Below are 24,706 nucleotides of genomic sequence, written 5' to 3'. Positions count from 1 at the left end.
CAGGCTGCCTGTACAGCCCGTTGTTTCACTAAAATGGCAGGGGCCAGGAACGGGACGTATCCGCCCCCGGCCCGGAAGTTGGTTGGCATTTTTGTTTCCCGAGCAGGCCGCCGCGGGAAGCTTCTGTTTATTTCATCATCAGAAGTGAAAAATTCTCCAGTGCACTGCACAGCTCTTTCATAAAGCGGGAGGCAGGAGAGCCATCCACCGCTCTGTGGTCATAGGTCAGGCACAGCGGCATCGCCTGGTAGGGCTTAATCTCCCCATTCACTTCCTTGATGCGGGTAATCGTTCCGCATACGCCCAGGATCCCCACCTGAGGCGGATTGATAATCGGAGTAAACATCTCAACTCCGAGAGAGCCCACATTGGATACCGTAAAGGTAGCTCCAGCCAGCAGATCCGGGGTCGCCTTTCCTTCCTGGCAGAGCTTTGCGACACGCTTCGCTTCTACGCTGATCTCTGCAAGGCTCATCTCGTCCGCATGGAAAATCGTCGGAACAAACAGGCCCTTAGGAGTATCTACAGCCATACCGAGATTTACATGTGTATATTTACGCAGTACATTCTCTTCCGGCATAGTCGCATTCAAATCCGGATGATTCTTGATCACGCGTGATACAGCGAAAAGAATCATGTCGTTCAGCGTAATGTTCGGCATTCCCATCGCTTCGCCATTGGCCTTGATCTGCTTTCTCAGCGCAAGAATCGCTGTCGCGTCGAAGGAATGGCAGTTCGTCAGCTGAGCCATCGTGCTTAAAGACTTCGTCATACCCTTCGCCGTCGCTCTTCTGACGCCAGAGAACTTCACATCCACGTATTCTGCCTCCGGAGCAGCCTCTGCGGGAGCCGCTGCAGGTGCAGGCGCTGCTGCCGCAGGTGCCGCCGCTGCCGGGGCTGCCTGCTGAACTGCCGCAGGCGCGGGCGCGCTGGCTGCGTATGCCTTTACATCTGCTTCGATAATCCGTCCGTGCGGGCCTGTTCCGGCTGCCGCCGTAGCGTCTACTCCAAGCTCTCCCGCTGTCTTTCTTGCTCTCGGGGAAACCTTTGCGTCCGGATTTGCCGGGCCGGTGGCTGCTGGAGCCGCCGCAGGTGCGGGAACTGCCGTCTGTGCTGCCGGAGCCGCTGCTGCTGCTGCAGATGCCGCCGCAGGTGCGGGTGCTGCAGGCGCCGTTCCATCCTTCAAGCCCTCAATGCTGTCTCCAGGCTGGCCTACCGCGCACACAGGAGCCAGTACCGGAACCTCATCTCCATCCTGATAGAAGATTTCCAGAAGCTCACCTTCTGCTGTAGATTCGCATTCAAAGGAAGCCTTATCTGTCTCATATGTAAAGAGTACATCGCCCACATTGACGTGTTCTCCCTTTTTCTTCAGCCACTCGGTAATCACGCACTCCTCTACCGTGATTCCCGCTTTCGGCATGATAACGGTCTGTGCCGCATGTCCTCCCGCCGCAGGGGCCGCTGCCGCTGCCGGAGCCGGGGCTGCCGCAGGCGCAGGTACCGCCGCAGAGGCTGCAGGCGCCGTTCCATCCTTCAAGCCCTCGATGCTGTCTCCAGGCCGGCCTACCGCACACACAGGAGCCAGTACCGGAACCTCATCTCCATCCTGATAGAAGATTTCCAGAAGCTCACCTTCTGCTGTAGACTCGCATTCAAAAGAAGCCTTGTCCGTCTCGTATGTAAAGAGCACATCCCCCACATTGACATGATCTCCCTTTTTCTTCAGCCACTCGGTAATCACGCACTCCTCTACCGTGATTCCCGCTTTCGGCATGATGACAGCCTGTGCCATATTGCCTCCTGCTGCAGGCGCAGACGCCGGTGCTGCCGGGGCGGGTGCAGACGCTGCTTCCGGGGCCGCTGCCGCTGTCTCTGTTCCCGCGCCGCGGAGTCCGGAAATGTCATCTCCAGGCTGGCCAATTGCACATACATTGGTCAATACAGGAACCTCGTCTCCATCCTCATAAAAGATTTCCAGAAGCTCGCCTTCCGCCGTGGATTCACATTCAAAAGACGCCTTGTCTGTCTCATAAGTGAAAAGAACGTCGCCCACATTGACGTGGTCGCCCTTTTTTTTCAGCCACTCAGTAATCACGCATTCCTCTACTGTGATTCCTGCTTTTGGCATCACTACACCTACTGCCATTTTTCTTACCTCCATCATTCTAGTTTCATTTATAATTATTTATATTGCTCACTTTTTCAAAGGATCCGGGTTCCTGCCCGTTCCGCGCGCTGCATCAGCTCCTCCGGAAGCCTGCCGTCGCTGACGATGTAATCTGCATCCTCCACATTTCCAAAGGTATAGGGAAGAATCTTTCCACATTTGGAGCTGTCCATCAGGATCACCTTTTTCCCAGCCTTCTGAATCATCAGCCGCTTGACCAGCATTTCATCCTCTTTGCCGCAGGTGAAACCGCCTTCGTCCGTATAGCCGGACACTCCCAGAAAGGCCGTGGCTATGTTAATCTGCTCCAGCATCTGCAGAGTACTCTGTCCCGATACCGCCTGGTTAAAGCGGTTCAAGGTTCCGCCGCACATATGGATAGCCGGCATCGACAGTCTCGCCAGCTCCAGGGCAATATTCGGTCCCGTTGTAAAAATATTGACATCCATATCCGGCATCGCCTGAGCCAGCGCCATGCTTGATGTACCGGCATCCAGAAAAACCGCGCTTCCCGGCTCTATCAGCTTCAGAGCCTTCGCTGCCATCTCCCGCTTCGACTTCATGTTCGTGTGCATCCGGGCTTCCAGCTTGGCTTCTGTAATGCTGCTTCCCTGAACGGCCGACACTGCTCCTCCGCGGGTCCGGTTAATGACGCCCTCCTGTTCCAGCTTCTCCAAATCCCGGTGTATTGTCATTAAACTGACATCAGGAAAAAGAGCGCTGAGTTCCTTCACTGTCACAGCACCTTTTTCCTGAATATACTTACCTATCTTCTCCCGCCGAAGCTGGTTCATAGCGCGTACCCTCTTGTTATGATTTGTTATGATCATCCCGTTTTCTGTAACAGATTATAACATTTTATAACATCCGAGTCAACATATATTTTTAAGTCGAATCCCTGCTGCAGACTGACAGGGAACGAAAGAGAGCGCCGGAAATTCCGGCGCTCTCTTCTGTCTCAGGGCCTCTGTCTCAGGGCCTATCTGCTTCGAAACAAAAATTCACTCACATTCCCTTTCGTCACCTTATCGTAAGGAAGATACACGCATCTTTCATTCTGGAACTCAATCTCATCCATGCCCTCTCCTGTCAGAAGCGCCACAGAAATCCTGGCCATCGCCCCCGCCTGCCCTTCCTTGTCGTTGTAAACCGTTCCTGCCAGCTCAGAGTCCTTCACTGCCTGCAGTCCGGCGTCCGTTCCGTCGATTCCAAAAAATACAGGCAGCGCCGATTCTGTATAGTTCAGGCTTTTATAAGCATCAATAGCTCCAAGAGCCATGTCGTCATTGTTGGCAAGAACCAGCTCTATCTGGTTGTGGTACTGTCCAATCAGCTGCTCCATACGATTTTCCGCCTGCGCGCGGTTCCAGTTCGCCACCTGATAGCTCAGCTTCTCCAGCTCAATTCCCTGGCTGGTCAAGGTCTCTACCACGGTCTCTGTACGGATGATGGCATCCTGATGCCCTACCTCACCCTCCAGTATTACATACTGAATTTTTCCATCCTTATTCCGGTCCACCTGGCTGTCCGTTCTTATCAGATCCGCCGCCAGCTCGCCCTGCATGGCTCCCGACTCCTCCGCTTCTGCGCCTACATAATAAAGGCCATCCCACTGCATCAGATCCTCCGCAACCGGCTCTCTGTTGAAGAAAATAATCGGCACATCATTTTCCCTGGCCATATCAATAATTTCTGACGGATCTGCCCGGTCCACCAGATTGACGCAGAGAACATCGCAGCCGGCGCTTATCAGCTCCTTTACCTGATCATCCTGGGTTCTCTGCGAGCCTGCCGCGTCCCGAACCATGACCACCGTCTCCGCTCCTTCTCCCTGAAGCTCCTTCAGCTGTTCTCTGAAGCTGTCAAGCAGCTCGTTCAAAAAGGTATCGCTTTGATTATAGTAAGCCACACCGATGTAGTTTTTCCCCGGGTCTTCTGTCTTCTGCTCGCCGCACGCGCACAATAACCCGCACACGGCTATCAGAAGCCCCGCAGCAATATTCCGTCTGTTCCTCATATTTCATGCTCTCCTGTTCTCCGGCTGCCCGGGAAGCTGCCCGCTTCTTTCTGCTACTGGCTCATCGTAAACAGAATTTCCTGGCCCTTCTGTGAAAACAGTGACTCTCTGCGGAGAACCGTATAGGAAATCCTTCTGTCCTGCGTCTTATAAAAAAGCTCCTCCAGGCTGTTCGCTATCTCGCTCATGCTCTGATAGCCTACGCTGAACTCATCCGGCATCACCAGGCATTCCACAATTCCCTTGTCCAGATAGTAGGCCGCCTGTGTGGAATGACCAATCCCGTACAACGGTACTCCTCCGTTTTCCTCTGCCCAGTATTCCCCTGCCGCCGTCAGGCTGCTGTCATCCAGCGCCGCTATAACATCCACCTTCGCCTGCGCTCCCAGGTAGGCCTCTTCTCCGCCGTCAAATTTTCCGGCCACATGCCAGCTTACGGTTACTCCCGTATCCTCAAGAGTGTCCGTAAAGCCTTCCATGCGCTCAGCTGTCATCACAGAATCTGTCGTCCATGAGACGATCCCCAGCGTCTTGCCTTCCAGCTTCCTGCTGTAATCCTTCAGAATCTCTTCCGCCAAAGCAGCACCCAGCTCATAGGGAGACGCCTCCGTCACAGGAAGCGCAGAGTCTCCGCCATCCGCCGAAGCATGGCTTCCCACCAGCATTACCGGAACCTTTTTCTTTATTTTCTCCAGCATCTCCTCTGCTCCCTGCTCCGGTACAGGCTGTACGATGACTGCATCTGCCCCGTTGTCAATCTCAGCTTCTATCAGCTCCTTTTCTTCTTCCAGCGTCAATACGCTTTCGGTGCCGACTACCACAGCTTCGACCCCCCGCTCCTGGGCCGCCTTCCGGATTCCATATTTGAAGGCCGCCCACTGGGCATCGTCAGAATCACGGATAATCACAGATACCCTGCCGATCGTGTCCCTGTCCCTTCCTCCCAGCATCATCACAGCAAGAATCAGAACCAGTATGCCCAGAGCTGTCTCCGTTATGATAAAATATTTTTTACTTTTATTCATTCCACCCTTCCTTCTTCCAGAAGCTTCGTTCCCTCTTCTGTATATGGAACCGCCGGAATACGGATAAGAACTCTGGTTCCCTCATCCAGCTCGCTTTCGATAGAAAGCCCGTATTCATTTCCAAAATAAATCTGGATACGCCGGTTCACATTCACCAGTCCTACCCCGGATCCGCGCTTGTGAATCCGGCTGCTGTCCGTCAGCACCAGACTGGCCTCCTCCTCAGACATCCCGATTCCGTTGTCCGTCACAGAAAGCAGGATCTGCTCTCCCTCTTTTCTTCCCTCTACCCGGATCTCCCCATTTTCATCCAGGCCGCTGACTCCATAATTGATCGCATTCTCAAGAAGCGGCTGCAGAATCAGCTTTACAGTGCTGTAGGAGTAGATCTCCGGCTCAACATCAAACTCGATAGAAAACGTGTTTTTATATCGGATCTTCTGGATATTCATGTAGCTCTGCGCATGCTGGATCTCGTCCCTGATGCTGATAATCGTCCGTCCCTTGGAAAGGCTGATACGAAAGAGCCTTGCAAGCTGAGAGATCATAAAGACCGCATCGTCATTGCGCTCTCCCTCTACCATCCAGGTAATGGATTCCAGGGTATTATAAAGAAAGTGCGGATTAATCTGGCTCTGAAGGGCATCCAGCTCACTCTTTCGCCTCTCATTCTGCTCCAGGACAATTTTTTTCATCAATTCCTCGATCTGCTCATAGGATTTTTGGATAGAATGGCCCAGATGGCGAATCTCCTGGGGCCCGCCGATATAAATCTCCGGCTTTTCTCCAGCCTCATACTCTCTGACCGAATCGTTCAGCCTTAAAATAGGCCTGGAAATCCCCTGGGATGCAATGCGGTTGACTACAGCCAGCATCATGAGCATCAGAAGCATCAGCAGAATGATAAAATACCGGATATCAATCATGCCGTACGTAAATGCGGAATACGGAATCACGCCTACCAGCTTCCAGCCTGTATAGCTGATGGTATTCACAACTATCTTACGTCTTTCGCCCTGAAACGTCTCATCATAAACTCCATCCTTGTAGCCTGCCGCAATCTCATTATTTTCACTGCTGATCTTATCACTGATCTGAATCCGGCGCGGATGATAGATGATTTCCCCGCTGCTGTCGCACAGATAATAATACTGTCCGTTTTCCGTCACATTGATCTGATCCAGCATTCTGGATATCACAGAATAATCCATATCCACAAGCAGGACGCCCAGCTCTGTTTTTCCATCCCTTGTGATCTCTATGGCCCGGCTCAGAGAAATCACCCAATAGTAACGAAAGGTATTGTCGTCAAAAAGGTTCTGAATATGCGGAGTCGAAAAATGCATATTCTCTACCTCAGCCATGGCCTGCACAAACCATCCCTGCTCCGTAACATTCAGATTTTCCTTCTGGGTAGCTACCGGCTCTGCCGCCAGGAGGCTTCCGTAATTATTATAGACCACAATACTCTGCAGACTGTCCCTGTTTGCCTCATAGAGAAGATTGATCCTGCTCTGAATATCCTCTCCATAGCTGGAAAAATCGTTCTCTTTGATCAGATAGTAATAGGCTGTATCTGATATCTGGCGCATATTCACCAGATAATCCTCCAGGCTTTCCCCCGTCTGCTCCATCAGCCTCCGCGTGCTCTGGATCGTCTCCTCCCTGGTCGAGGTCGAAAAACGCAGATACAGCACGATTCCCAGGATCAGCATGATCGAAATCGAAATCACAGAAAAGCTGAACATAATCGTTGACTGGATTCCACGGGGTTCCAGCCTTCTCACATTCTTTAGAAGCTTATCTTTCACTCTCTCCATGCTCCGTTCTGTACTTGGAAGGCGACACGCCGAACTGTCTTTTAAACACATAGCTGAAATAATTGGCGTCGGTATAACCGACCTTCTTCGCTATGATATAGCTTTTCTCATTTGTTTCCAGAAGCCACCGGGCCGCCTGGTCCATACGGTAGTCCGTCAGATAGCTGATAAAGGAGCTTCCTGTCTCCTTCTTGAAAATCGTAGAAAAGTAAGAGTTTGACACTCCCAGCTCTTCACAGACACTGTCCAGGGAAAGACCGGCATCCGCGTAATTATCATGGACATATTCCTGGGCCCGCAGCACAAAGGATTTCGTAGATTTGTTCCGGGTGCTGATTAGGCTCTCCTGAAAAGCCAGGCAGATATCCACAAACCACTTTCGCAAGGCGTCCGGCGCCATCTCAATCAGCCTGCTGTAGAGCTCTCCCATATCGCCGGAAAACGCATCTGTCTGAATATCATTGTTCGCGGCAAACCGGTACAGCAGACTCACCAGCTCCATCACGGCAATATGATGATACTGCAGGGATTTGGTCGGCAGAAAAATATGGTTCATATATTTATTTGCCTCTTCAATAATGTCCTCCTTGGAATTGAGACGGATCATTTTAAACAGGTTGGAAATCTCCGCATCATTCACCGTCTCAAAGCCGCCCGTCTCCTGAGGCGCAATCTCTCTGATATTGATTGCTCTGGACGTGCCATAAATAGCACGGTAAGAGACAGCCTCCCTTGCACTGCTGTAGGACTGAGACAATTCCAGAATATTGGAGCAGACCCATCCGACGCCTACGGTCACTACCGCTCCAATGATACGGCGGGCATACCTGCAGAAACGGTCGCACTCGTCTGTCAGCTCAGAGACGTCGTTTTCATTCTCAAGCTGAGCCAGCATCACCATATTTCCCAGATAGGTAAACCGCTTTGCCTTCCACTTCTCTCCCAGATATTCCTTTGCCTGCTTCTGTACCGACATAGCAAGAAGCACCGGATTCATATTTTTTTCCACCTGCGTAGACGAGGTATGAATCACCAGGCAGCAGTAATACGGGCCTTCAAACTCAATCTGGTAATCCCGCAGATATTTTTCCACCTCGTCTCCGCGGATCCGGCCTTCGATCAGTGTCGTGTAAAAATTTGCCTTCAGGAAGGGCAGCGACTCCATATAATAGTTTTTCAGCACCGCCGCGCTTCTCTTCTCACTGATTTCCTGATCCAGCTTAATTTTCAGCGACGTAAATACGTTGGTCAGCTCCACAGAATTGACCGGCTTCAGGATATATTCCTCTATCTCAAGATGAACGGCCTCTTTCGCATATTCAAACTCATCGAAGCCCGTAAAAATCAGAACCTTTGTGGCGGGGAAATCTGTCTTGATGCGCTTGGACAGCTCCAGGCCGTCCATATACGGCATTTTGATGTCTGTCATCACCACATCCGGCTGGTATTCCTCCACCATCTCCAGGGCCTTCACTCCATTGTTCGCATAGCCGATAACAGAAAAGCCAAGCCCTTCCCAGTTTATCTTTTTCTGAATCACCTGGATGACCTCTTCCTCATCGTCAACCAGAAGCACTGTATAAATGTCCATTCTTTTCTCCATCTCTGATGCCGCGTATCGTTTTGGGCTGGTTACTATTATAGCAAATCCGTATCAGCGCACAAGGGAATATTTTTCATTTTTCCTGATATTACAAAGGAATCCACTCCGCCTGTAACCGGCAGGAGTGGATTCCCTTCGCAAAAAGTCTTATTTCTTCTGTACGTACTTCAGACAGTCAAGCATAACTGCTACCAGAATGATAATACCAGAGAATACGAACTGCAGGTTCGTATCGATACCAAGAATTGTCAGGGAGTAGGTAAGGGCTGTGAAAATCAGCACACCGACTACCACGCCTGAAATCTTACCGATACCACCGGTAAAGGATACGCCGCCTACTACGCAGGCTGCGATAGCGTCTGTCTCCCAGCCCTGTCCATAAGCAGCAGAACCGGAACCAACCATTCTCGCACACTCCAGCCAGGAACCGAAGCCATAAAGAATACCCGCAAGAATGAAAGCGCCAATTGTCACCGCAAATACGGAGATACCGGAAACTGCTGCCGCCTCGGCGTTGCCGCCTACTGCGTACAGGTTCTTTCCGAATGTGGTCTTGTTCCAGATAAACCATACAATCGCTACTGCCGCTACCGCCCAGAGAATGATGGTCGGGAAGCCGTTCACTCTCGGGATAATCATGGCCGGAATAGACTGCTCAATCGCGCCGAAGGACACACCCTTTGTCGCATAGGTAACGAGGCCGAAGATCATCAGCATGTTCGCCATCGTGGAGATGAAGGGATGCATCTTAAACTTGGCTGTAAAGAAGCCCGCCAGAGAGGTAAAGCATGTACACAGCAGGATACACATAAACAGCGCGAAAATCATTCTCGCCGGAATCGGCCAGCCGGTGAAATCGAAGATGTGCCCGAAGACACCGCCGGTGTTCACACCCTGATGCATGATGATCGTAGCCGTCGTCATACCCATACCAACCATACGTCCGATGGAAAGGTCGGTACCTGCCAGCAGGATCAGGCCTGCCACGCCGAGGGCCAGGAACATTCTCGGAGACGCCTGCTGCAGAATATTCAGCACATTGTTGTAGGTCAGAAGCGGAGTACCCTTGATAACCGGCGTAATCACGCACAGCACGATAAAGATCAGGATAATCGCTATGTACAGACCATTCTGCAGAAGGAAGGTTCTGCGGTTGAAGGTATACTTGTAATTTTCCCACTTCTGGCTCATGGTCTGGCCGAAAGTGAATTTCGACATGCGCAGCATATCGATCAGATGATACTTATGAGCAAAAGCGGCATGTCTTCTGTCCTTGATCTCCTGCAGGGCTTTCTGGTAATCCATCTTCGCGTCAAACTGACGATTCTTATATACATAATTCTCGTCCTTGATTTCCTGATGGTCGGAGAGCTTGGACATCGCAGCCTGATGCTCCTTCTGGAGCTCTGCCAGCTTCGCGTCGTAAGCTGCCTTCGCGGCTTCCTTCTCATACTTCGCGCTCTCGCATACCGGCTCATAGTATTCTTTGTCAAAATGCTCTTTGATGTAGTTTTCAGCGTCTGCAATCAGCTTCGCGATCTCATCCTTATTCTTGGACTCGATCTCTTTTGCCTTGGAAAGCTCTCCCTGAAGCTTTGCTATGGAAGCCTCGTTTTCTGCCTTGCTGCGGCTCTTGTCTCTCTTCAGAGAATCGATTCTGTTCTGAAGGGACACTACCCTGTCTGTGCCGTCCACTCTCAGGGCATTGATCTTTTCCTGTATGCCGCCCACATAATCGTCAATCGGCTTGCGCAGTTCCATTTCCCGCTCGGCCGTAAGAATCTTTTCATTTCCTGTTGCCATATCTATCGTTCTCCCTCGTTATAGGTATTTTGCACTGAGTCTTAACAGCTCTTCCTGATTGGTCTCTTTCGTATTTACGATTCCGGAAAGATGTCCGTTCGACATGACGCCGATCCGGTTCGTGATACCCAGAATCTCCGGCATCTCGGAGGATACCACGATAATCGTCTTTCCCTGTTTTGCCATCTGGATAATCAGCTCGTATATCTCGTATTTGGCTCCTACATCGATTCCTCGCGTCGGCTCATCCATCATGAACACCAGAGGCTCACGCTCCAGCCATTTTCCAAAGATAACTTTCTGCTGGTTTCCTCCGGAAAGGCTTGTGATCATATCTTCCGGTCCCATACATTTGGTATGCATGACCTTGATCTCTTTCGTTGTAGCCTTCGTCATCTTCGTGTCGGAAAGAGCCGGTCCTGTCTTGTACTGGTTTAAGTTGGCAATCGTGGTATTGAACGTAAGGTTGCCCTTCAGGAACAGTCCGTTGGCCTTTCGTTCCTCAGTGATCATGGCAAATCCATGTTCCATGGCTTCCTTGGCACTGTTGAAGTTCATCAGGCGGTTATTGAAATATACACGGCCGGCCGCTCTGGTGCGCACTCCAAAGATAGTCTCCAGAAGCTCCGTACGTCCCGCTCCAACCAGACCGTAGAGTCCGAAGATCTCTCCTTCTCTGACATCAAAGGTTACATCCTGCAAATGAGGCTCGAACTTTGTGGACAGGTGCTGAACGGACAGAATCACGTCGCCCGGCGTATTATCCACCGGCGGGAAGCGGTTCTCGAGAGAACGTCCTACCATGGCGGAGATCAGCTCGTTCATATTCGTATCCTCTGAGCTCTTTGTCATAACCAGGTTGCCATCCCGGAGTACGGAAATCTCATCACAGATCTCAAAGATCTCATCCATCTTATGAGAAATGTAAATCAGAGCAATTCCCTGCTCTTTCAGCATCCGCATCATCTCAAAAAGCTTATTTACCTCCTGGACGGTCAGGGAAGAAGTCGGCTCGTCAAGTACAATCACCTTGGAATTGTAGGAGATAGCCTTGGCGATCTCGCACATCTGCCGCTGTGACACAGACATTTTCCGCATGGGCTGTGTCAGATCGACCGTCATGCCAAGTCTTCTGAAAAGCTCGGAAGCCTCTTTTTTCATTCTGCCCTCGTCCACGATTCCCATGGAATTCTTCGGGTAGCGTCCAAGGAACAGATTATCAATCACGTTTCTTTCCAGACACTGGTTCAGCTCCTGATGAACCATCGCGATGCCGTTCTCAAGGGCATCCTTCGGTCCGGAAAAACTTACTTCCTTTCCGTCAAGGAAGATCGTCCCTTCGTCCTTCTGATAGGTACCAAAAAGACATTTCATCATCGTTGACTTGCCGGCACCGTTCTCGCCCATCAGTCCCATAACCGTTCCGCGCTTCACATCCAGATTGATGTGATCGAGAACCCGGTTGCGGCCGAAGGACTTGCACATTCCGCGTATCGATAAGACAACGTCATCCCTCTTATCTGCCATTCTCTTTACTCCTGTATCTATAGATTGGTTGAAAACACTCTTTTCCCCGCGGCAGGCAGGAGCCACGCACGCTCCGGCGGCCGCAGATTCCCTCTGAAAGATTATTAGGGAGAATCTCTTCTCCCCAATAATCTTGTCCGTTATAATTATTTATTTCACTAAATAATCTTTCTGGATTTTACTGGCTAAGCAGAGATGTGTAGGAAGCTGCATTGTCTGTCTTAACCATGTTGATTGCGAAAGCATCATACTGGCTCGGATTTCCGAGACGGTTTGTGATGTTGGACTCTGTCTGTCCGTCTCCGCCGATGTACTCAACGTTCAGGTTCAGAAGGTCGTCGTAGTTCTGCAGCAGCGGCTGATAGGTAGCGCTCAGGAAGTTATCAGCTGCGTTGTAGATGTTCAGCCATACGTTCTTGGTCGGATGGGTCTCTGCATCAAGCTGGTTGGATACCGGTGCGTATACAACGGTGGAATCCAGGAAATCCTGATAGTTCTCAGCAGTAACGGCTACGTTCAGTGCGTAGTAGGAACGCTGCTCCTCATTGTAGGTAAATACATCCGGAGTCAGTACGTTGCCTGCCTCGTCAGCGGTTCCGATACCTGTGTCAATGTCTACGCCGTCAAGTGCGTTACGAAGAACGCGAAGGGTCAGGTAAGCCTGTACGTCTGCGTGCTGGCTGATGGTTCCGCCGTAGCCCTCTGCGATAGCTGCTACAGCGTCGCTGTTAGCGTCGTATCCGAAAGTCGGTACGCCTTCTGCCTTGGACCAGCCGTTGAACATCGCCATTCCCATACCATCATTGTTGGATGCTACGATGTCGATCTGATCTCCAAAGGATGCGGACCATGTGCTGATAGCGTTTCCTGCGGTAGCTGCGTCCCAGGTAGCTCCTGCGGAGTTCTTCATCTCCTGAGAAGCCAGCTCACGAACGGTGTAGGTAGTTCCGTTGATCTCAAGAGTTCCATCCTGAACATAGGTGGAAGAACCGTCTGTATTGGTTCCAACCGGAGTGCTGTCGATAGCTCCGTCTACCTCTACAGCTGTTCCAAGAGCGGAACGAACGCCTCTGGTACGTGCGATGGAGTCGTTGTGTCCGATATCGCCGACAGCCAGAACGTATCCGATAACGCCGTCGCCGTTGCGGTCGATGGTATCGATATTAGCCTCGATGTAGTCTCTGATCATGGTTCCCTGCAGCTCAGCGCCCTGATTTGCATCGAATCCTACATAATATGTATTCTCATTGAAATTCAGAGCTGTCATGTCCAGTTCTCCGGTGGAGCTGTTGGACGGCTGACGGTTGAACCATACCAGCGGCTTGTCCGCATTTGCAACCTCGCCAGCTGCTGTGTCGGTAGACTCTGCAGCATCTGTGGTCTCTTCCGTGGTCTCCTCTGTGGTCTCTGCAGCATCTGTAGCTGTGTCTGCGGTATCACTTCCGCCGCCGCAAGCGGTCAGGGAAAGTGCCAGCACTGCTGCGAGAGTCAGTGAAAGTAACTTCCTTTTCATAAAACTTGTTCCTCCTTATCTAACGATGTTTTCGTTGATGTGAACAGTATATACGATATCTGGAAAATAGAAAATAGAATATTTTTCACTTTTCATTAAAATTTTAATGGTTCTTTTATCTATTTTGAATAATATTCCAGGTGAGCTTTTCGCAAAAAAATGGACAGAACCCATTCTTTTCGGGGATTCTGTCCATTTTTGCCGTATATCTGAAAATTATCGTATCGTCTCGATGAACCGGTCGAAAGCCGCCTGTCCCTCTTCCGTCCGTTTATACACGCCGGCGCATTCCAGCACCCTTGCAAATACCTTTCCTATCTCCTGCTGCACGAGCCCGTGGATGCTCTCCGGCGTAACCTCATACCGCTTCATCCAGTCCTCCGCCCAGTCCGCGTGCTTCTCCAGCGCTTCGTCTGTCCGAAGGTCTTTTCCTGCCAGCACATATTCCTCCAGCTGCGCCATTTCCTTCTTCAGTCTCGCAGGAAGGACTGCCAGGCCCATGACCTCGATAAGGCCGATATTTTCCTTCTTAATATGATGATACTCAGCATGAGGATGATAAACTCCCATCGGATGCTCTTCTGTCGTAATATTGTTCCGGAGCACAAGGTCCAGCTCATACAGACCGTCCCGCATCCGCGCAATCGGCGTAATCGTGTTATGCGGCACGCCGTCCGTCTCGCTGTAAATGAAAGCCGCCTCGTCCGTATAGCATCTCCAGCTCTTTAAAATATGATCGGCAGCGTCCGCAAGCTGCTGCGCATCCGCGCCCTGAAGGCGGATCACAGACATCGGCCAGCGGATAACGCCCGCCGTCACATCCGGATATCCTGACATCGTAAAGTATCTCTCATAAGGAGCTTTGGCCATGGCAAATACATAATTTCCGCCCTGGAAATGATCGTGGCTCAGAATAGAGCCCCCTACAATCGGGAGATCGGCATTGGAACCGGCTGTGTAATGTGGAAACTGGCGCACAAAATCAAGAAGCTTTACAAAAGCGGCCCTGTCAATCTTCATCGGAATATGCTCTTTATTAAAGATAATGCAGTGCTCATTATAATATACATAAGGAGAATACTGCAGGAAATACTCCTCCCCATTCAGCCGGATCGGAATAATCCTGTGGTTCTGCCTGGCCGGATGTCCGTAATGTCCTGCATAGCCTTCATTTTCCCGGCACAGCAGACAGCTGGGGTAGCCGCTTTTCTTCGCCTGGCCCGCCTTTGCGATATCTCTCGGATCCTTCTCCGGCTTGGAGAGATTGATCGTAATATCAATAGGGCCGTACTCCGTATCAGTCTCCCATTTCTCGTCCTTCGCAATGCGGTCCCGGCGGATGTAATTGGTCGCCTGGCTGAATGCATAGTAGTCATCTGTCGCCTCTTTCGGAGAAGCCTGGTATTTCTCCCAAAATCTCTGCTGCACCTGGGAAGGCATCGGCGTCAGGATTCCCATAATCTTCGTATCAAAGAGATCCTTTGCTGTGATCGTGTCGTCTTCCAGAAGCTTTTCTTCCACCGCATATGCCAGCATATCGTCCAGAATCTCATGAACAGGCCGCTTCTGCGGAGGAAGCTCTTTCTTTTCATATTCATCCAGGCCGAAAAGAGAAAGCAGCTGATTCGTCACAAAAACCTCATCAGCAGGAGCCACCAGCCCATTCTCCATTCCGTATGCCATCAGTTCCCCTATCAGTATAGTAATGTCCGTTATTCTTTCCATGCTCTCTCACGCTTTCTTTATTCGATGCCTGTTATAAAACCTTCATTCCGCCGTATTTACGGATCTGCAGTACGCTGCAGGCTCCCTCACCAAAGGTCTGATCCATCACCTTCTTATATTCCGCCACAGCTTCGTTCTTTACAAAAGCCTGGATCGTTCCGGCAAAGCCGCCTCCGTGCACACGACTGACTCCATTGCCGCCCAGAACCGCCTCGCTGACAGCCAGAGCAACGGAAACGTTCTGGTGCTGCACATCATGATTTGTATACACATTCTGCAGGTACTTGAAGGAGGAATCTCCGGAAGCCTTCACCGCACGCAGAAACGCCTGAAAATCTCCGGCGCGCAGAGCTGCTACCTCTTCCCGCACTCTGGGATTCTCCGTCACAAAATGCACTGCCCGGAGGAAGGCTCTGTCTCCCGCCTTCTCACGTACCTCAGCAGCCTTCTCCAGAAGCTGCGGCAGCGTCACATCATGCAGCACTTCTTTTCCGAACACAGCGGCCGCCGCGCGCATCTCTCTCGGCACAGCCGCGTAGTCATCCGTCAGATCCGCATGAGAGCCCTTTGTATCGGTAATGCAGAGGCTGTACCCGTATTCCTCCAGATCACAGGCAACACTCTCGATCTTCGGATTCTTCTTGTCTGCAAAATCAATATGTACGAGATTTCCCACAGAGCTTGCCGTCTGATCCATCAGGCCGCAGGGCTTGCCAAAATATACGTTTTCCGCATACTGCCCGATGATAGCGATATCCACCGGAGAAATCTTCATATCATTGTAAAGACCGGAAACAATCGTACCGATAATCGTCTCAAAAGCCGCTGAGGAAGAAAGGCCCGCCCCAATCAGCACGTCGCTGGTAATGTAAGCCTGGAATCCGCCGATCTGCCCGCCATGCTCCCGAATTCCCGCAAGCACGCCCTTGATCAGGGATTTCGTCGTCTCCTTCTCCGACTCCTTTTTCTCCAGATCATCCAGAGAAATCACAATTTCCGGAGCGTTTCCAGACACTACCCTGACAGCTCCGTCCAGCCTTCCCACGATTCCGATGGCGTCCAGATTGATCGATGCGGCAAGCACCTCTCCGTTCTGGTGATCCGTATGGTTTCCTCCGATCTCGCTTCGTCCGGGAGCGCTGTAAATCTCCACGTCTCCGCAGCCATACAGCTTCTCATACCTGGAAATGGCGTCCACATAGCGCTGTCTCTGATAATCTATCACTGCCTCGTCAATATAAATGTCCTTCAGAAGTTCATCCTTCGCTCCGCCTGCAAAAAGCTCTTTCAATTCCTTTGTCGTTTTCATGCGTCTACCCTCGTTTTCTTTCATAAATTTCCACCGGATGAGCCCCGGAGGATGCTGTCTTAATTGTAAACCATTCCCTGAAATAAGCCAAGACAAATTTGCCCGATCAAAGAAAATCTAAGATTATCTAAGAAATTCTAAGAAAATTTTCAGAAATATGTCTCCCGGCACAGCCGCTGGCAGCCCGCCAAAATCGCAGCCCGGCCGGAAGCGCACACAAAAAAAGAAGCCCCGGCCGTTTTCCATCTGGCCTGAAGCTTCTTTTCCCTTCGTTTCTTCTATACGCTATACAGATGACAGGATAGACTCCCATACTCCCGATCCCCTGTCCGTTCCAGCTCGAAGCATTTGCTGGCCATGGGGCCCGGAGCTCCTGTACAGCTACGCCGTCTTAAAGATCACGCTGCGGTACCTGTCCAGAACAGCCACCAAAATGAGCCCCATAATTCCGCAGGTTAAAATCTCTCCAATCCCTACGGTTCCCATCAGGAACGGGATGCTGAAAGGCTCACCATACCCGTATTTTAACACCCACGGCACGATCAGCACATTGGCAAGAATCGGGGGAAGGGGCGCTAAAAGCCTGCTCCTGCCGCGAAGCATATATGTTCCTGCCGCGCCGATCAGAGTCGCCGCGCTTCCGCAGATGACGTCTGCAACGATTCCTCCGCCCAGCAGATTCGCAATCAGGCAGCCGATAAACAGTCCCGGAACCGCTGCCGGCGTAAAGAACGGCAAAATCGTCAGCGCTTCTGCGATCCGTGTCTGAATGGCTCCGTAGCTGATAGGCTGGAACGCCACACAGAGCGCCACGTAGATGGCGGCAATCATAGCCGCCTGGGTAATAAACAGCACCTTGTTTGTCTTCATATTCAGTTCTCCTTTAGTTTTGTTTTACGAGTGGAAGGTCTCGAACACTCGATTCATTTAACGCCGGAAATCGGCGGCAGGCCCGAAAAGACCTTGGTTTTCATGGGCTTATCTGCGTGTCACAGAATAACACAGGGGAGGGGAAAAGTCAAGAGCTCCTGGCGGCAGTGACAGCGTCTCTTGATCGCGCCACCGCGTCAAAGCTCTGAATTGACGAAGTTTCTGTTCTCTGTTAAGATACGTATGTACGTCTTTCTATAAGAAGAAAGCGCTTAATTTATGCCTGCAGAAGGGCTTGAATTCCACTGGCTGCGGGCCGAAAACTGAGGGAGAATGAGAAAATGGAAAAACGAGAAACATTTGCGTCCCGGCTGGGCTTTATTCTGATTTCAGCCGGATGCGCCATCGGGCTCGGCAACGTCTGGCGTTTTCCGTACATCACCGGAAAGTACGGTGGCGCCGCATTCGTACTGATTTACCTGTGCTTCCTGGTCATTCTGGGAATTCCGATCATGGTTATGGAATTCTCCGTAGGGCGCGCAAGCCAGAGATCCGCCGCAAGAAGCTTTCACGTGCTTGAGCCGAAGGGAACCAAATGGCACCTGGCCAGCTACGTAGCCATTGCCGGCAACTATCTGTTGATGATGTTCTACACAACCGTCGGAGGCTGGATGCTCTCCTACATCGTTAAAATGGCTGCAGGAACCTTCACGAATCTTACTCCGGACGAGGTAGGCGGCGTCTTCAATAATATGCTGGCCAATCCCGGAGAGATGACCTTCTGGATGGTGATAACCGTCGTGGTAAGCTTCGGCGTCTGCAGCATGGGGCTTCGAAACGGCGTAGAGCGTATCAATAAGGCCATGATGAGCCTGCTTTTTGTGATCCTGATCGCCCTGTGCATCCGCAGCGTCACCCTGGACGGAGCTGCAGAAGGCCTGAAATTCTACCTGGTTCCTGATTTCAGTAAAATGGCTGAAAACGGCATCGGAGAGGCTGTCTATGCAGCCATGGGGCAGTCCTTCTTTACCTTAAGTCTCGGAATCGGAGCCATGGCTATCTTCGGAAGCTACATCAGCAAGGAACGCCGGCTGACCGGTGAGTGTATCAATATCTGTATTCTGGACACAACCGTCGCACTGCTTTCCGGTCTCGTTATCTTCCCGGCCTGCTTCGCCTTTGGCGTGGATCCCGGAGAAGGCCCCGGCCTTGTGTTTGTAACCCTGCCGAACGTCTTCAACCAGATGCCCGGCGGCCGCCTGTGGGGTTCCCTGTTCTTTGTATTTATGAGCTTTGCGGCCCTTTCTACCGTAATTGCTGTATTTGAAAATATTATCAGCTTTGCGATTGACCTCTGGGGCTGGAGCCGGAAAAAAGCCATCCTGGTAAACCTGGCTGTCATTCTGGTTCTGTCCATGCCCTGTGTGCTGGGCTTTAATGTATTAAGCAGCATTCAGCCGCTGGGCGCAGGAACCACCATTCAGGATCTGGAGGACTTCATCATCTCCAATAACCTGCTGCCTATCGGAAGCGTGCTTTATCTGCTTTTCTGTACCAGCCGCTATGGATGGGGATGGAAGAGCTTCATTGCGGAGGCTGACGCCGGAAAGGGCGTTAAATTCCCGAAATGGGCCAGATTTTATGTGACTTATATTCTTCCGATTATTGTAATCGCGATTCTGATCATCAGCTATATTCAGAAGTTTGCGTAAATCATACCGTTTCGCGGTAAAAACTGAGAAGGATAGAATAAAAACAGGCGCAGAAAGCAAACCGCTTTTCTGCGCCAAAAATATATTGAATTGGTCAATTCTTCTGTTTTATGAATATTCCCACGCAAGTCCGCTGTCCATAAGCCAGCAGTTGAATCTGCCGGCAGAACACAGAAGCCTGCAATATTCCCCGCAAATCCATGCCAGATGCAGCCGCCCGGCCTGAGTCGTCACTCCATGAAAGCTTCCAACGGCCTGGCCGTTATACAAAATTCTCCCATCCTCCGTAAACGTGACAAAGGTGGCAGGCTGTCCGCTTTTCACACACTCCAGAACCGCCTGCTTAATCTGCTGCAGGTTCGGCAGTGCGTCTGCGCGCGCGCAGTCTTCATTAATCCGTTTCACATTGGCTGCTTCTTCCGGCGTCATCTGAGCAATATCACCAAACTCACGGCGGCACTCAGGGCAGACAAAATGGTGCGGAGTGGGCTCTCCGGCGTCGACAAAGCGAAATGCAGTGCCGCCGCAGTAAGGGCAGGACCGGTCAATCCGCACGGGTGGAAGCGGCTTTTTGTCTCCCCCATTCAAGGTACGGCGGATTGTACGTCCAATGACGGCTCCCGGTATAACGCCCAGAACCACAACCATAAGTATCGCTATTAATAAATTCATCACTCAACTTCCCCTCCGCTTTGTATTCCAAAGCCAAATTACAATTATTGGCACAATTATACATCCATTGATGCCATAAAGTCAATTTATCCTTCAAGGGGAGCGGCGCTGAAACTGCTGGCGGCCTTTGTTGCATGTACCCGCTATTTACCGCTGTCGTCTGTCAGGAATACAGACTTGGGCACCGCATACTCGTAAAACTCGGACGGCACCTCCAGATTCTCGGTGATCTTCACCTGAGCCTCCGGCGTCAGCGCCATCACCTGATGCCAGACGCCCTTTTTCAGGCAGACCGGTTTGTCCAGCACGAAAGCTCTGTAGTTTTCCGGATCCTCATGCTCTGCTGCCAGAAGCACTGTGATTCCTTTCAGGGGTTCAAAGCTTTCCTTGGAAGTGGGATGATTCTCTACCACCTTAATTTCTTTGGAGGAGTAGCGGAATACCGCTACCCTCCATGGCTGGTCTGTTTCCGTATCTACAATATAAAAAGTGTCACCATAATTTTCCGGAAATTCCAGCACAGTCCCGTAAGCCTTGAAATTTTCCGCGGTAATACTCTCCAGTCTTATCATGACAGCTCTCCCTTCGCCAGCTCCTTATAAATCCGGCAGTTCTGATGATTGAAGTCATACTCCAGAGCTTTATCAAAGTCCTTCACGGCAGCTTCCGGATTCGCAAGTCCGATGTTCGCAAGTCCCATCAGATAATAGCAGTGAGCCTTGTTTCTTCTGTCCATGTCGTCTTCGAAAATCAGGAAGTCCGGAAGAGATACTGCGAAGAAATCGTTCTTTACCTTATCGTTCAGGTGGCGCTCACCGTAGTCCATCAGCTTATTGAAGCAGGCAAAGGCTTCCTTCGTCTTTCCAATCTTCTGCTTTGCCAGACCCTTGTAAAGAATCATGTCCGCCGGCTGATCGTAATAATACATGGCTCCGGCCGGCTCGTTCTCTCCAAGCTCCGCAAGCTCAAAGCATTCCTTCGCACCTTCCTTGCCCAGGGCCTCTTTTACCGTTCCCAGGTAGTAATAGATGTTATTGTCCTTGGTTCCCTCCAGCTTTCCTTCTCCAAGGTTCTCGGGATATACCAGAGCCTTTTCCAGTTTTTCTTCTGCTTTGCTGTAATCGCCTGCCGCGATGTCTTTCTTCGCCAGCTCCAGAAGCGCGATCTTATACTGTCCGGAGATACGTCCTTCTGCTCCCTCCCAAGGACGGAAGGAATGGCCCATGATAATCTCATATGCCTTTTCCGGCTTTCCTGCCAGATTGTAGAGGGTCACATACTCCAGCATCACGTCGTCACGCTCTGTAATAATATCCTTATGGCTCTCATACAGCTCCAGCCGCTTCTCGAAATCGACGCCCAGCTTCTTGTAAAGCTGATCCAGCTCCAGAAGCACTCTGGCGTCCGTCTCATCCAGCGAAAATGCCTTTTCAAGCTCTTTCTTCGCCTTCTCCGGATCATTCTGCTTATTGTAGTAAGCCAGAGCCAGATTTCTGTGTACGGTGGGATAGCTGTCATCGAGCTGAATGGATTTCTCCCAGAGCTCTGTAGCTTTTTCAAACTGCAGTTTGTCATAGAAGAGGCATCCCAGATAATAATATGCCTTGGCTCCGTCCGGATTTTCCGCAATGGCGGTCTCCAGAACTGCGATATCCTCCAGCTTGTTCGGGAAGCAGTACCGCGGACAGGTTTCTTCTGCCTTCTTAAAGGCTTCCTTCGCCTCATCCTCTCTTCCCAGCTTCAGGAGATACGCGCCTCTGTAATAGAAGAGCATGGGCCATTCCTTCGTACAGCCTTCCAGAACCTCCACAGCCTCTTCATAGAAGCCTGCCTCTGCGTAATCGCGGGCCGTCTGAAGATAGCTTTCGTGGAAATCACGCATCAGCACCTTCATTTCTTCCAGTCTGGCTTCTTTTTCTTCTGCAGACGCGTTCAGAACCGCCTCGTATCTGGATACGTAATCAAAGGGATCTGTTTTCAGGTTCTCCGCGATCCATGCGCAGGCCTCTTCCTTTCTTCCCAGAACCCGGAGCACCGCCGCCTTCAGGCCGCGTGCCTTGATGTTGTGGGTGTTCTTGATAAGTCCCTTTTCCACAAAGTCCAGAGCAAGCTCATACTCTCCTCTTCTGCAGGCGATAACAGCCAGATAGTACCAGGACATCTCCTGCTGCTCATTCGTCCAGGTCGCCTTATAGAAGCTGTCATAAGCCTCGTCATACTTCTCCTGATAGAACTGGCTCAGTCCCAGATTGTAATAAGACTCGCTGTCATAGGGGTTGGGGCTTCTCCAGGTCAGGCGCTTAATCGCTCTCCTGAAGTAGACTTCCGCCTCTGCGAAACGGCCTCTGCGGAGCAGCAGCATACCGTAGGCATTGTTGATACGGATATCGTATTTGTCACGCTTCAGGCCTTCCAGATAATAGGGATCCGGCAGATAGGTGGCATGACGATGCTGCTCGATATGCTGAGCCGTCAGCAGCAGCTCTTCATTCGTCATGATCTCTTCCGGCTCCTTTGCGGCCTCAGCAGGCTTTGCCAGCTCCGGAATGGTCTCTTCTTCCGGCTGATACTCTACCAGAAGTCTGTCGCCCGCGTAAACCAGCACATGAATATCCTGAGGCTTCTCTGCTCCCACCGGGATATCCTTCTCATAGATATCTACCGGGGACAGCAGCGTCTCTTCCTGGTATACCTCTTCGCCCTGCTTCTTCACCACGATACGGGCATTCTCATAGCGCTCTGTGGCGTAGACTACCACATGGATGTGATCCTCTGCAGGCTCCAGGTTCAGAGCCGCATGGATAGACGCATTCTTTACTGCTCCCACTTTCTTATAAGGCATGAAATACTGCTTGAAGGTCTTCTCCTCAAAGGGCTTCAGCCAGGTGAAGTCAGGCTGATTCTCGGTAAACACACCTGTCATCAGCTCGATGTAGGGACCGTCCTCGTCAGTCAGGTTTCTGTCCCAGGCCTTTCCGAAGTCTCCGCAGCCCCAGGTCCACTGCTTCTTTCCGGGAGAAATATGATGGTCCGCCACATGAAGCAGGCCTGCCTCTTTCTGATAATCATAACCGCCCACAAAATCATAGTCGGAATGCTCCGCCATATAGGAGGTGGGCACCGGAATATTTTTATAGCGGGAGATGTCTACTCCTTCGCTGTAATCATGCTTATAATATACACCCTTGGCAATAGGGAACCGGGATACGTCCCTCTTTCCATGGTCCATAACCGAATGTACATCCGGCGGGAAAATCGACTGGGTATAATCGTTGACCGCCACAGCCGGGTTCGCCCACCAGAGGAACGTCTGGGGCATGGAAGTCCGGTTGTAAAGCTGTCCGCGGATCTCTATGTAAGCCTTGCCCGGATAGAGGGTAAAGGCTGCGATTCCCTTTGTTCCGTACATCTGATCCACATCGTTTACCAGCAGGGTTTTGCTTCCGTCTTTATTCTCCTGAAGCTTATAATCTACCGGCATGTAAGTCGTAGGTCTGTGATGCTGGGGCCAGTTAAATTCGATTCCTCCTGAGATCCAGGGACCCGCAAGGCCCACCAGAGCCGGCTTGATCACATGATTATAATATACAAAATCATAATCATTGGTCTTGTCATAGGCCCTCTGTATTCTTCCGCCCAGCTCCGGCAGAATCATCACTTTGATGTACTCATTTTCCAGAAAGACTGCCTGATATTCCTTATCCGTCTTCTCTCTGCTGATCTTCTCTGTGGTGGGATAGGGATATACCTTTCCGCTGCTCCCCTGATACACTCTCTTTTCCAGGAACATAGGATTTTTGTCCGGTTCTCCTACCTCGTAGGTAGGGATCGTCACCCGCTCTTCCCAGATTTTTACTTCACCCATTTTCACGCATCCTTTCTTTCAGAATTATTTATCTTTTTTGTTTTATTATATCCGAGAGATTCCCTGTATTCATTAGCTTTTTTTGCTTAGACGTTTAAATAAATTGACAATCTCTTTTTGATTTCCTATAATAAATTCAACAACCCGTTTTAAGGAGAATTTCATATGCGTTCACAGGAAGCCAAAGTCTCTCCGGCCTCAGATTATTACGTATATGCACCAAGCGCTCTGGCCGCAAGACTCTATCTCTACCCCACCTCCGTGGGATATTTTTACTATGATGCCGGCTACCGGATCCGGCGGAACCGCTTCGACAGCTTTCTCATCATGTACATTTCCAGGGGAAACTGCAATATTACTATTCCAGAAAAATCTTTCACAGCCAGAGCCGGCCAGTTCGTGCTTCTGGACTGTTACCAGCCCCACAGCTACGGAAGCGCAGAACCCTGGGACGCTCTTTGGCTGCACTTCGACGGGAGGCTCGCCCGGGACTATTTTGAGGAAATCACCTCAGGTCACGATCAGGTCCTCGACACGGAAGGTTCCGACGCCCCCGTTATCCAGCTTCAGAAAATTTATGATGTATTCCGGACCTCTTCCACCATTCTTGAGGGAAAACTGTCCGGCTATATCACAAAGCTCCTGAACAATTTTCTGTATTCTTCTGAGGAAAACAGAAAAAACAAGGTATACGGCACTTCCATGGCTGACGCCATCTCGTACATCAACGAGCATTTTCAAAGCGACCTGTCTCTGGAACAGCTGGCGTCCGAAGCTAATATGAGCCCCTTTCATTTTTCAAGGGTATTTACAAAGGAAACAGGAATTACGCCCCACCAGTATCTGATCAAGACCCGCCTGTCCGCGGCAAAATATCTGCTGAAATCTACAGAGACGTCCATCAAGAATATCGCTTTCAGCACCGGCTTTAACAGCGAGACAAGCTTCTGCACCACCTTTAAGAAATGGGAAAACGTAACTCCCTCCCAGTACCGCCAGTCCATTCTGAACTGATTTCCTGCATCACATCAGAACGGGGGACTGCCTTCCGGCAGTCCCCCGTTCTGATGTGATG

The 24,706-nt window shown here is 50.9% G+C and carries 17 protein-coding genes; 2 read left to right on the top strand and 15 right to left on the bottom strand.

Annotated elements, in window-relative coordinates; translation table 11 throughout:
* Positions 1-127: 127 nt before the first annotated feature.
* The 12 genes from B5E77_RS17180 to B5E77_RS02220 all read right to left on the bottom strand — a co-directional run bounded on the left by B5E77_RS17180 (position 128) and on the right by B5E77_RS02220 (position 17,382).
* On the bottom strand, positions 128-2,149 hold the full coding sequence (locus tag B5E77_RS17180; RefSeq protein WP_242963553.1) for a 2-oxo acid dehydrogenase subunit E2: 2,022 nt from the start codon (positions 2,147-2,149) through the stop codon (positions 128-130).
* Between the two features lie 56 nt (positions 2,150-2,205).
* Positions 2,206-2,964 (bottom strand): DeoR/GlpR family DNA-binding transcription regulator, encoded by a 759-nt coding sequence (locus B5E77_RS02270; RefSeq protein WP_162609622.1) that lies wholly within the window; start codon positions 2,962-2,964, stop codon positions 2,206-2,208.
* Positions 2,965-3,149: 185 nt separating this feature from the next.
* Entirely contained in the window at positions 3,150-4,187 is a 1,038-nt protein-coding gene (locus B5E77_RS02265) for a galactose ABC transporter substrate-binding protein (protein WP_087163772.1), read from the bottom strand.
* Between the two features lie 53 nt (positions 4,188-4,240).
* Positions 4,241-5,212, bottom strand: coding sequence for a sugar ABC transporter substrate-binding protein (locus B5E77_RS02260; protein ID WP_087163771.1), 972 nt, complete (start codon positions 5,210-5,212; stop codon positions 4,241-4,243).
* Entirely contained in the window at positions 5,209-7,032 is a 1,824-nt protein-coding gene (locus B5E77_RS02255) for a cache domain-containing sensor histidine kinase (RefSeq protein ID WP_442911320.1), read from the bottom strand. The genes B5E77_RS02260 and B5E77_RS02255 overlap by 4 nt, the downstream gene beginning before the upstream one ends.
* The gene (locus B5E77_RS02250; protein WP_087163769.1) at positions 7,013-8,623 is read right to left on the bottom strand and encodes a response regulator; all 1,611 of its coding nucleotides are present in this window, start codon (positions 8,621-8,623) and stop codon (positions 7,013-7,015) included. Before B5E77_RS02250 ends, B5E77_RS02255 begins: the two co-directional genes overlap by 20 nt.
* Before the next feature lie 159 nt (positions 8,624-8,782).
* Positions 8,783-10,438, bottom strand: coding sequence for an ABC transporter permease subunit (locus B5E77_RS02245; RefSeq protein ID WP_087163768.1), 1,656 nt, complete (start codon positions 10,436-10,438; stop codon positions 8,783-8,785).
* Positions 10,439-10,456: 18 nt separating this feature from the next.
* Positions 10,457-11,965, bottom strand: a complete 1,509-nt coding sequence (locus B5E77_RS02240; RefSeq protein ID WP_087163767.1) for a sugar ABC transporter ATP-binding protein — start codon at positions 11,963-11,965, stop codon at positions 10,457-10,459.
* A 178-nt stretch (positions 11,966-12,143) separates the two neighbouring features.
* Entirely contained in the window at positions 12,144-13,478 is a 1,335-nt protein-coding gene (locus B5E77_RS02235) for a substrate-binding domain-containing protein (RefSeq protein WP_087163766.1), read from the bottom strand.
* A gap of 216 nt (positions 13,479-13,694) precedes the next feature.
* Positions 13,695-15,203, bottom strand: a complete 1,509-nt coding sequence (gene galT, locus B5E77_RS02230) for a UDP-glucose--hexose-1-phosphate uridylyltransferase (protein WP_087163765.1) — start codon at positions 15,201-15,203, stop codon at positions 13,695-13,697.
* A gap of 31 nt (positions 15,204-15,234) precedes the next feature.
* Positions 15,235-16,512 carry a galactokinase gene (locus B5E77_RS02225; RefSeq protein ID WP_087163764.1) on the bottom strand — a complete coding sequence of 426 codons (1,278 nt, stop codon included), beginning with the start codon at positions 16,510-16,512 and terminating at the stop codon, positions 15,235-15,237.
* A 381-nt stretch (positions 16,513-16,893) separates the two neighbouring features.
* Entirely contained in the window at positions 16,894-17,382 is a 489-nt protein-coding gene (locus B5E77_RS02220; protein ID WP_087163763.1) for a QueT transporter family protein, read from the bottom strand.
* Positions 17,383-17,723: 341 nt separating this feature from the next.
* Between B5E77_RS02220 and B5E77_RS02215 the strand changes: the two genes are divergently transcribed.
* Positions 17,724-19,094, top strand: coding sequence for a sodium-dependent transporter (locus B5E77_RS02215; protein ID WP_087163762.1), 1,371 nt, complete (start codon positions 17,724-17,726; stop codon positions 19,092-19,094).
* 108 nt (positions 19,095-19,202) lie between these two features.
* Here the strand turns inward: B5E77_RS02215 and B5E77_RS02210 are convergent, their stop codons facing one another.
* The 3 genes from B5E77_RS02210 to B5E77_RS02200 form a co-directional block, all read right to left on the bottom strand.
* Entirely contained in the window at positions 19,203-19,766 is a 564-nt protein-coding gene (locus tag B5E77_RS02210; protein WP_162609621.1) for a hypothetical protein, read from the bottom strand.
* A 143-nt stretch (positions 19,767-19,909) separates the two neighbouring features.
* Positions 19,910-20,338 carry an ureidoglycolate lyase gene (locus B5E77_RS02205; RefSeq protein WP_087163760.1) on the bottom strand — a complete coding sequence of 143 codons (429 nt, stop codon included), beginning with the start codon at positions 20,336-20,338 and terminating at the stop codon, positions 19,910-19,912.
* Complete coding sequence (locus B5E77_RS02200; RefSeq protein WP_087163759.1) at positions 20,335-23,631, bottom strand: DUF5107 domain-containing protein; 3,297 nt, start codon at positions 23,629-23,631, stop codon at positions 20,335-20,337. Before B5E77_RS02200 ends, B5E77_RS02205 begins: the two co-directional genes overlap by 4 nt.
* A 165-nt stretch (positions 23,632-23,796) precedes the next feature.
* Between B5E77_RS02200 and B5E77_RS02195 the strand changes: the two genes are divergently transcribed.
* On the top strand, positions 23,797-24,645 hold the full coding sequence (locus tag B5E77_RS02195) for a helix-turn-helix transcriptional regulator (RefSeq protein ID WP_087163758.1): 849 nt from the start codon (positions 23,797-23,799) through the stop codon (positions 24,643-24,645).
* Positions 24,646-24,706: the final 61 nt, after the last annotated feature.

This window comes from Lachnoclostridium sp. An131 (assembly GCF_002160825.1).
GTDB lineage: Bacteria > Bacillota > Clostridia > Lachnospirales > Lachnospiraceae > Laedolimicola.
The sequence above is the reverse complement of the archived record's forward strand: the minus strand, read 5'-3'. Positions and strand labels throughout refer to the sequence as shown.

Coding starts and splice junctions, on each gene's coding strand:
- B5E77_RS02240 (WP_087163767.1), bottom strand. CDS start 11,965: ATGGCAGATAAGAGGGATGACGTTGTCTTATCGATACGCGGAATGTGC.
- B5E77_RS02270 (WP_162609622.1), bottom strand. CDS start 2,964: ATGAACCAGCTTCGGCGGGAGAAGATAGGTAAGTATATTCAGGAAAAA.
- B5E77_RS02195 (WP_087163758.1), top strand. CDS start 23,797: ATGCGTTCACAGGAAGCCAAAGTCTCTCCGGCCTCAGATTATTACGTA.
- B5E77_RS17180 (WP_242963553.1), bottom strand. CDS start 2,149: ATGGCAGTAGGTGTAGTGATGCCAAAAGCAGGAATCACAGTAGAGGAA.
- B5E77_RS02225 (WP_087163764.1), bottom strand. CDS start 16,512: ATGAAAACGACAAAGGAATTGAAAGAGCTTTTTGCAGGCGGAGCGAAG.
- galT (WP_087163765.1), bottom strand. CDS start 15,203: ATGGAAAGAATAACGGACATTACTATACTGATAGGGGAACTGATGGCA.
- B5E77_RS02220 (WP_087163763.1), bottom strand. CDS start 17,382: ATGAAGACAAACAAGGTGCTGTTTATTACCCAGGCGGCTATGATTGCC.
- B5E77_RS02210 (WP_162609621.1), bottom strand. CDS start 19,766: ATGAATTTATTAATAGCGATACTTATGGTTGTGGTTCTGGGCGTTATA.
- B5E77_RS02235 (WP_087163766.1), bottom strand. CDS start 13,478: ATGAAAAGGAAGTTACTTTCACTGACTCTCGCAGCAGTGCTGGCACTT.
- B5E77_RS02260 (WP_087163771.1), bottom strand. CDS start 5,212: ATGAATAAAAGTAAAAAATATTTTATCATAACGGAGACAGCTCTGGGC.
- B5E77_RS02250 (WP_087163769.1), bottom strand. CDS start 8,623: ATGGACATTTATACAGTGCTTCTGGTTGACGATGAGGAAGAGGTCATC.
- B5E77_RS02265 (WP_087163772.1), bottom strand. CDS start 4,187: ATGAGGAACAGACGGAATATTGCTGCGGGGCTTCTGATAGCCGTGTGC.
- B5E77_RS02215 (WP_087163762.1), top strand. CDS start 17,724: ATGGAAAAACGAGAAACATTTGCGTCCCGGCTGGGCTTTATTCTGATT.
- B5E77_RS02255 (WP_442911320.1), bottom strand. CDS start 7,032: ATGGAGAGAGTGAAAGATAAGCTTCTAAAGAATGTGAGAAGGCTGGAA.
- B5E77_RS02200 (WP_087163759.1), bottom strand. CDS start 23,631: ATGGGTGAAGTAAAAATCTGGGAAGAGCGGGTGACGATCCCTACCTAC.
- B5E77_RS02205 (WP_087163760.1), bottom strand. CDS start 20,338: ATGATAAGACTGGAGAGTATTACCGCGGAAAATTTCAAGGCTTACGGG.
- B5E77_RS02245 (WP_087163768.1), bottom strand. CDS start 10,438: ATGGCAACAGGAAATGAAAAGATTCTTACGGCCGAGCGGGAAATGGAA.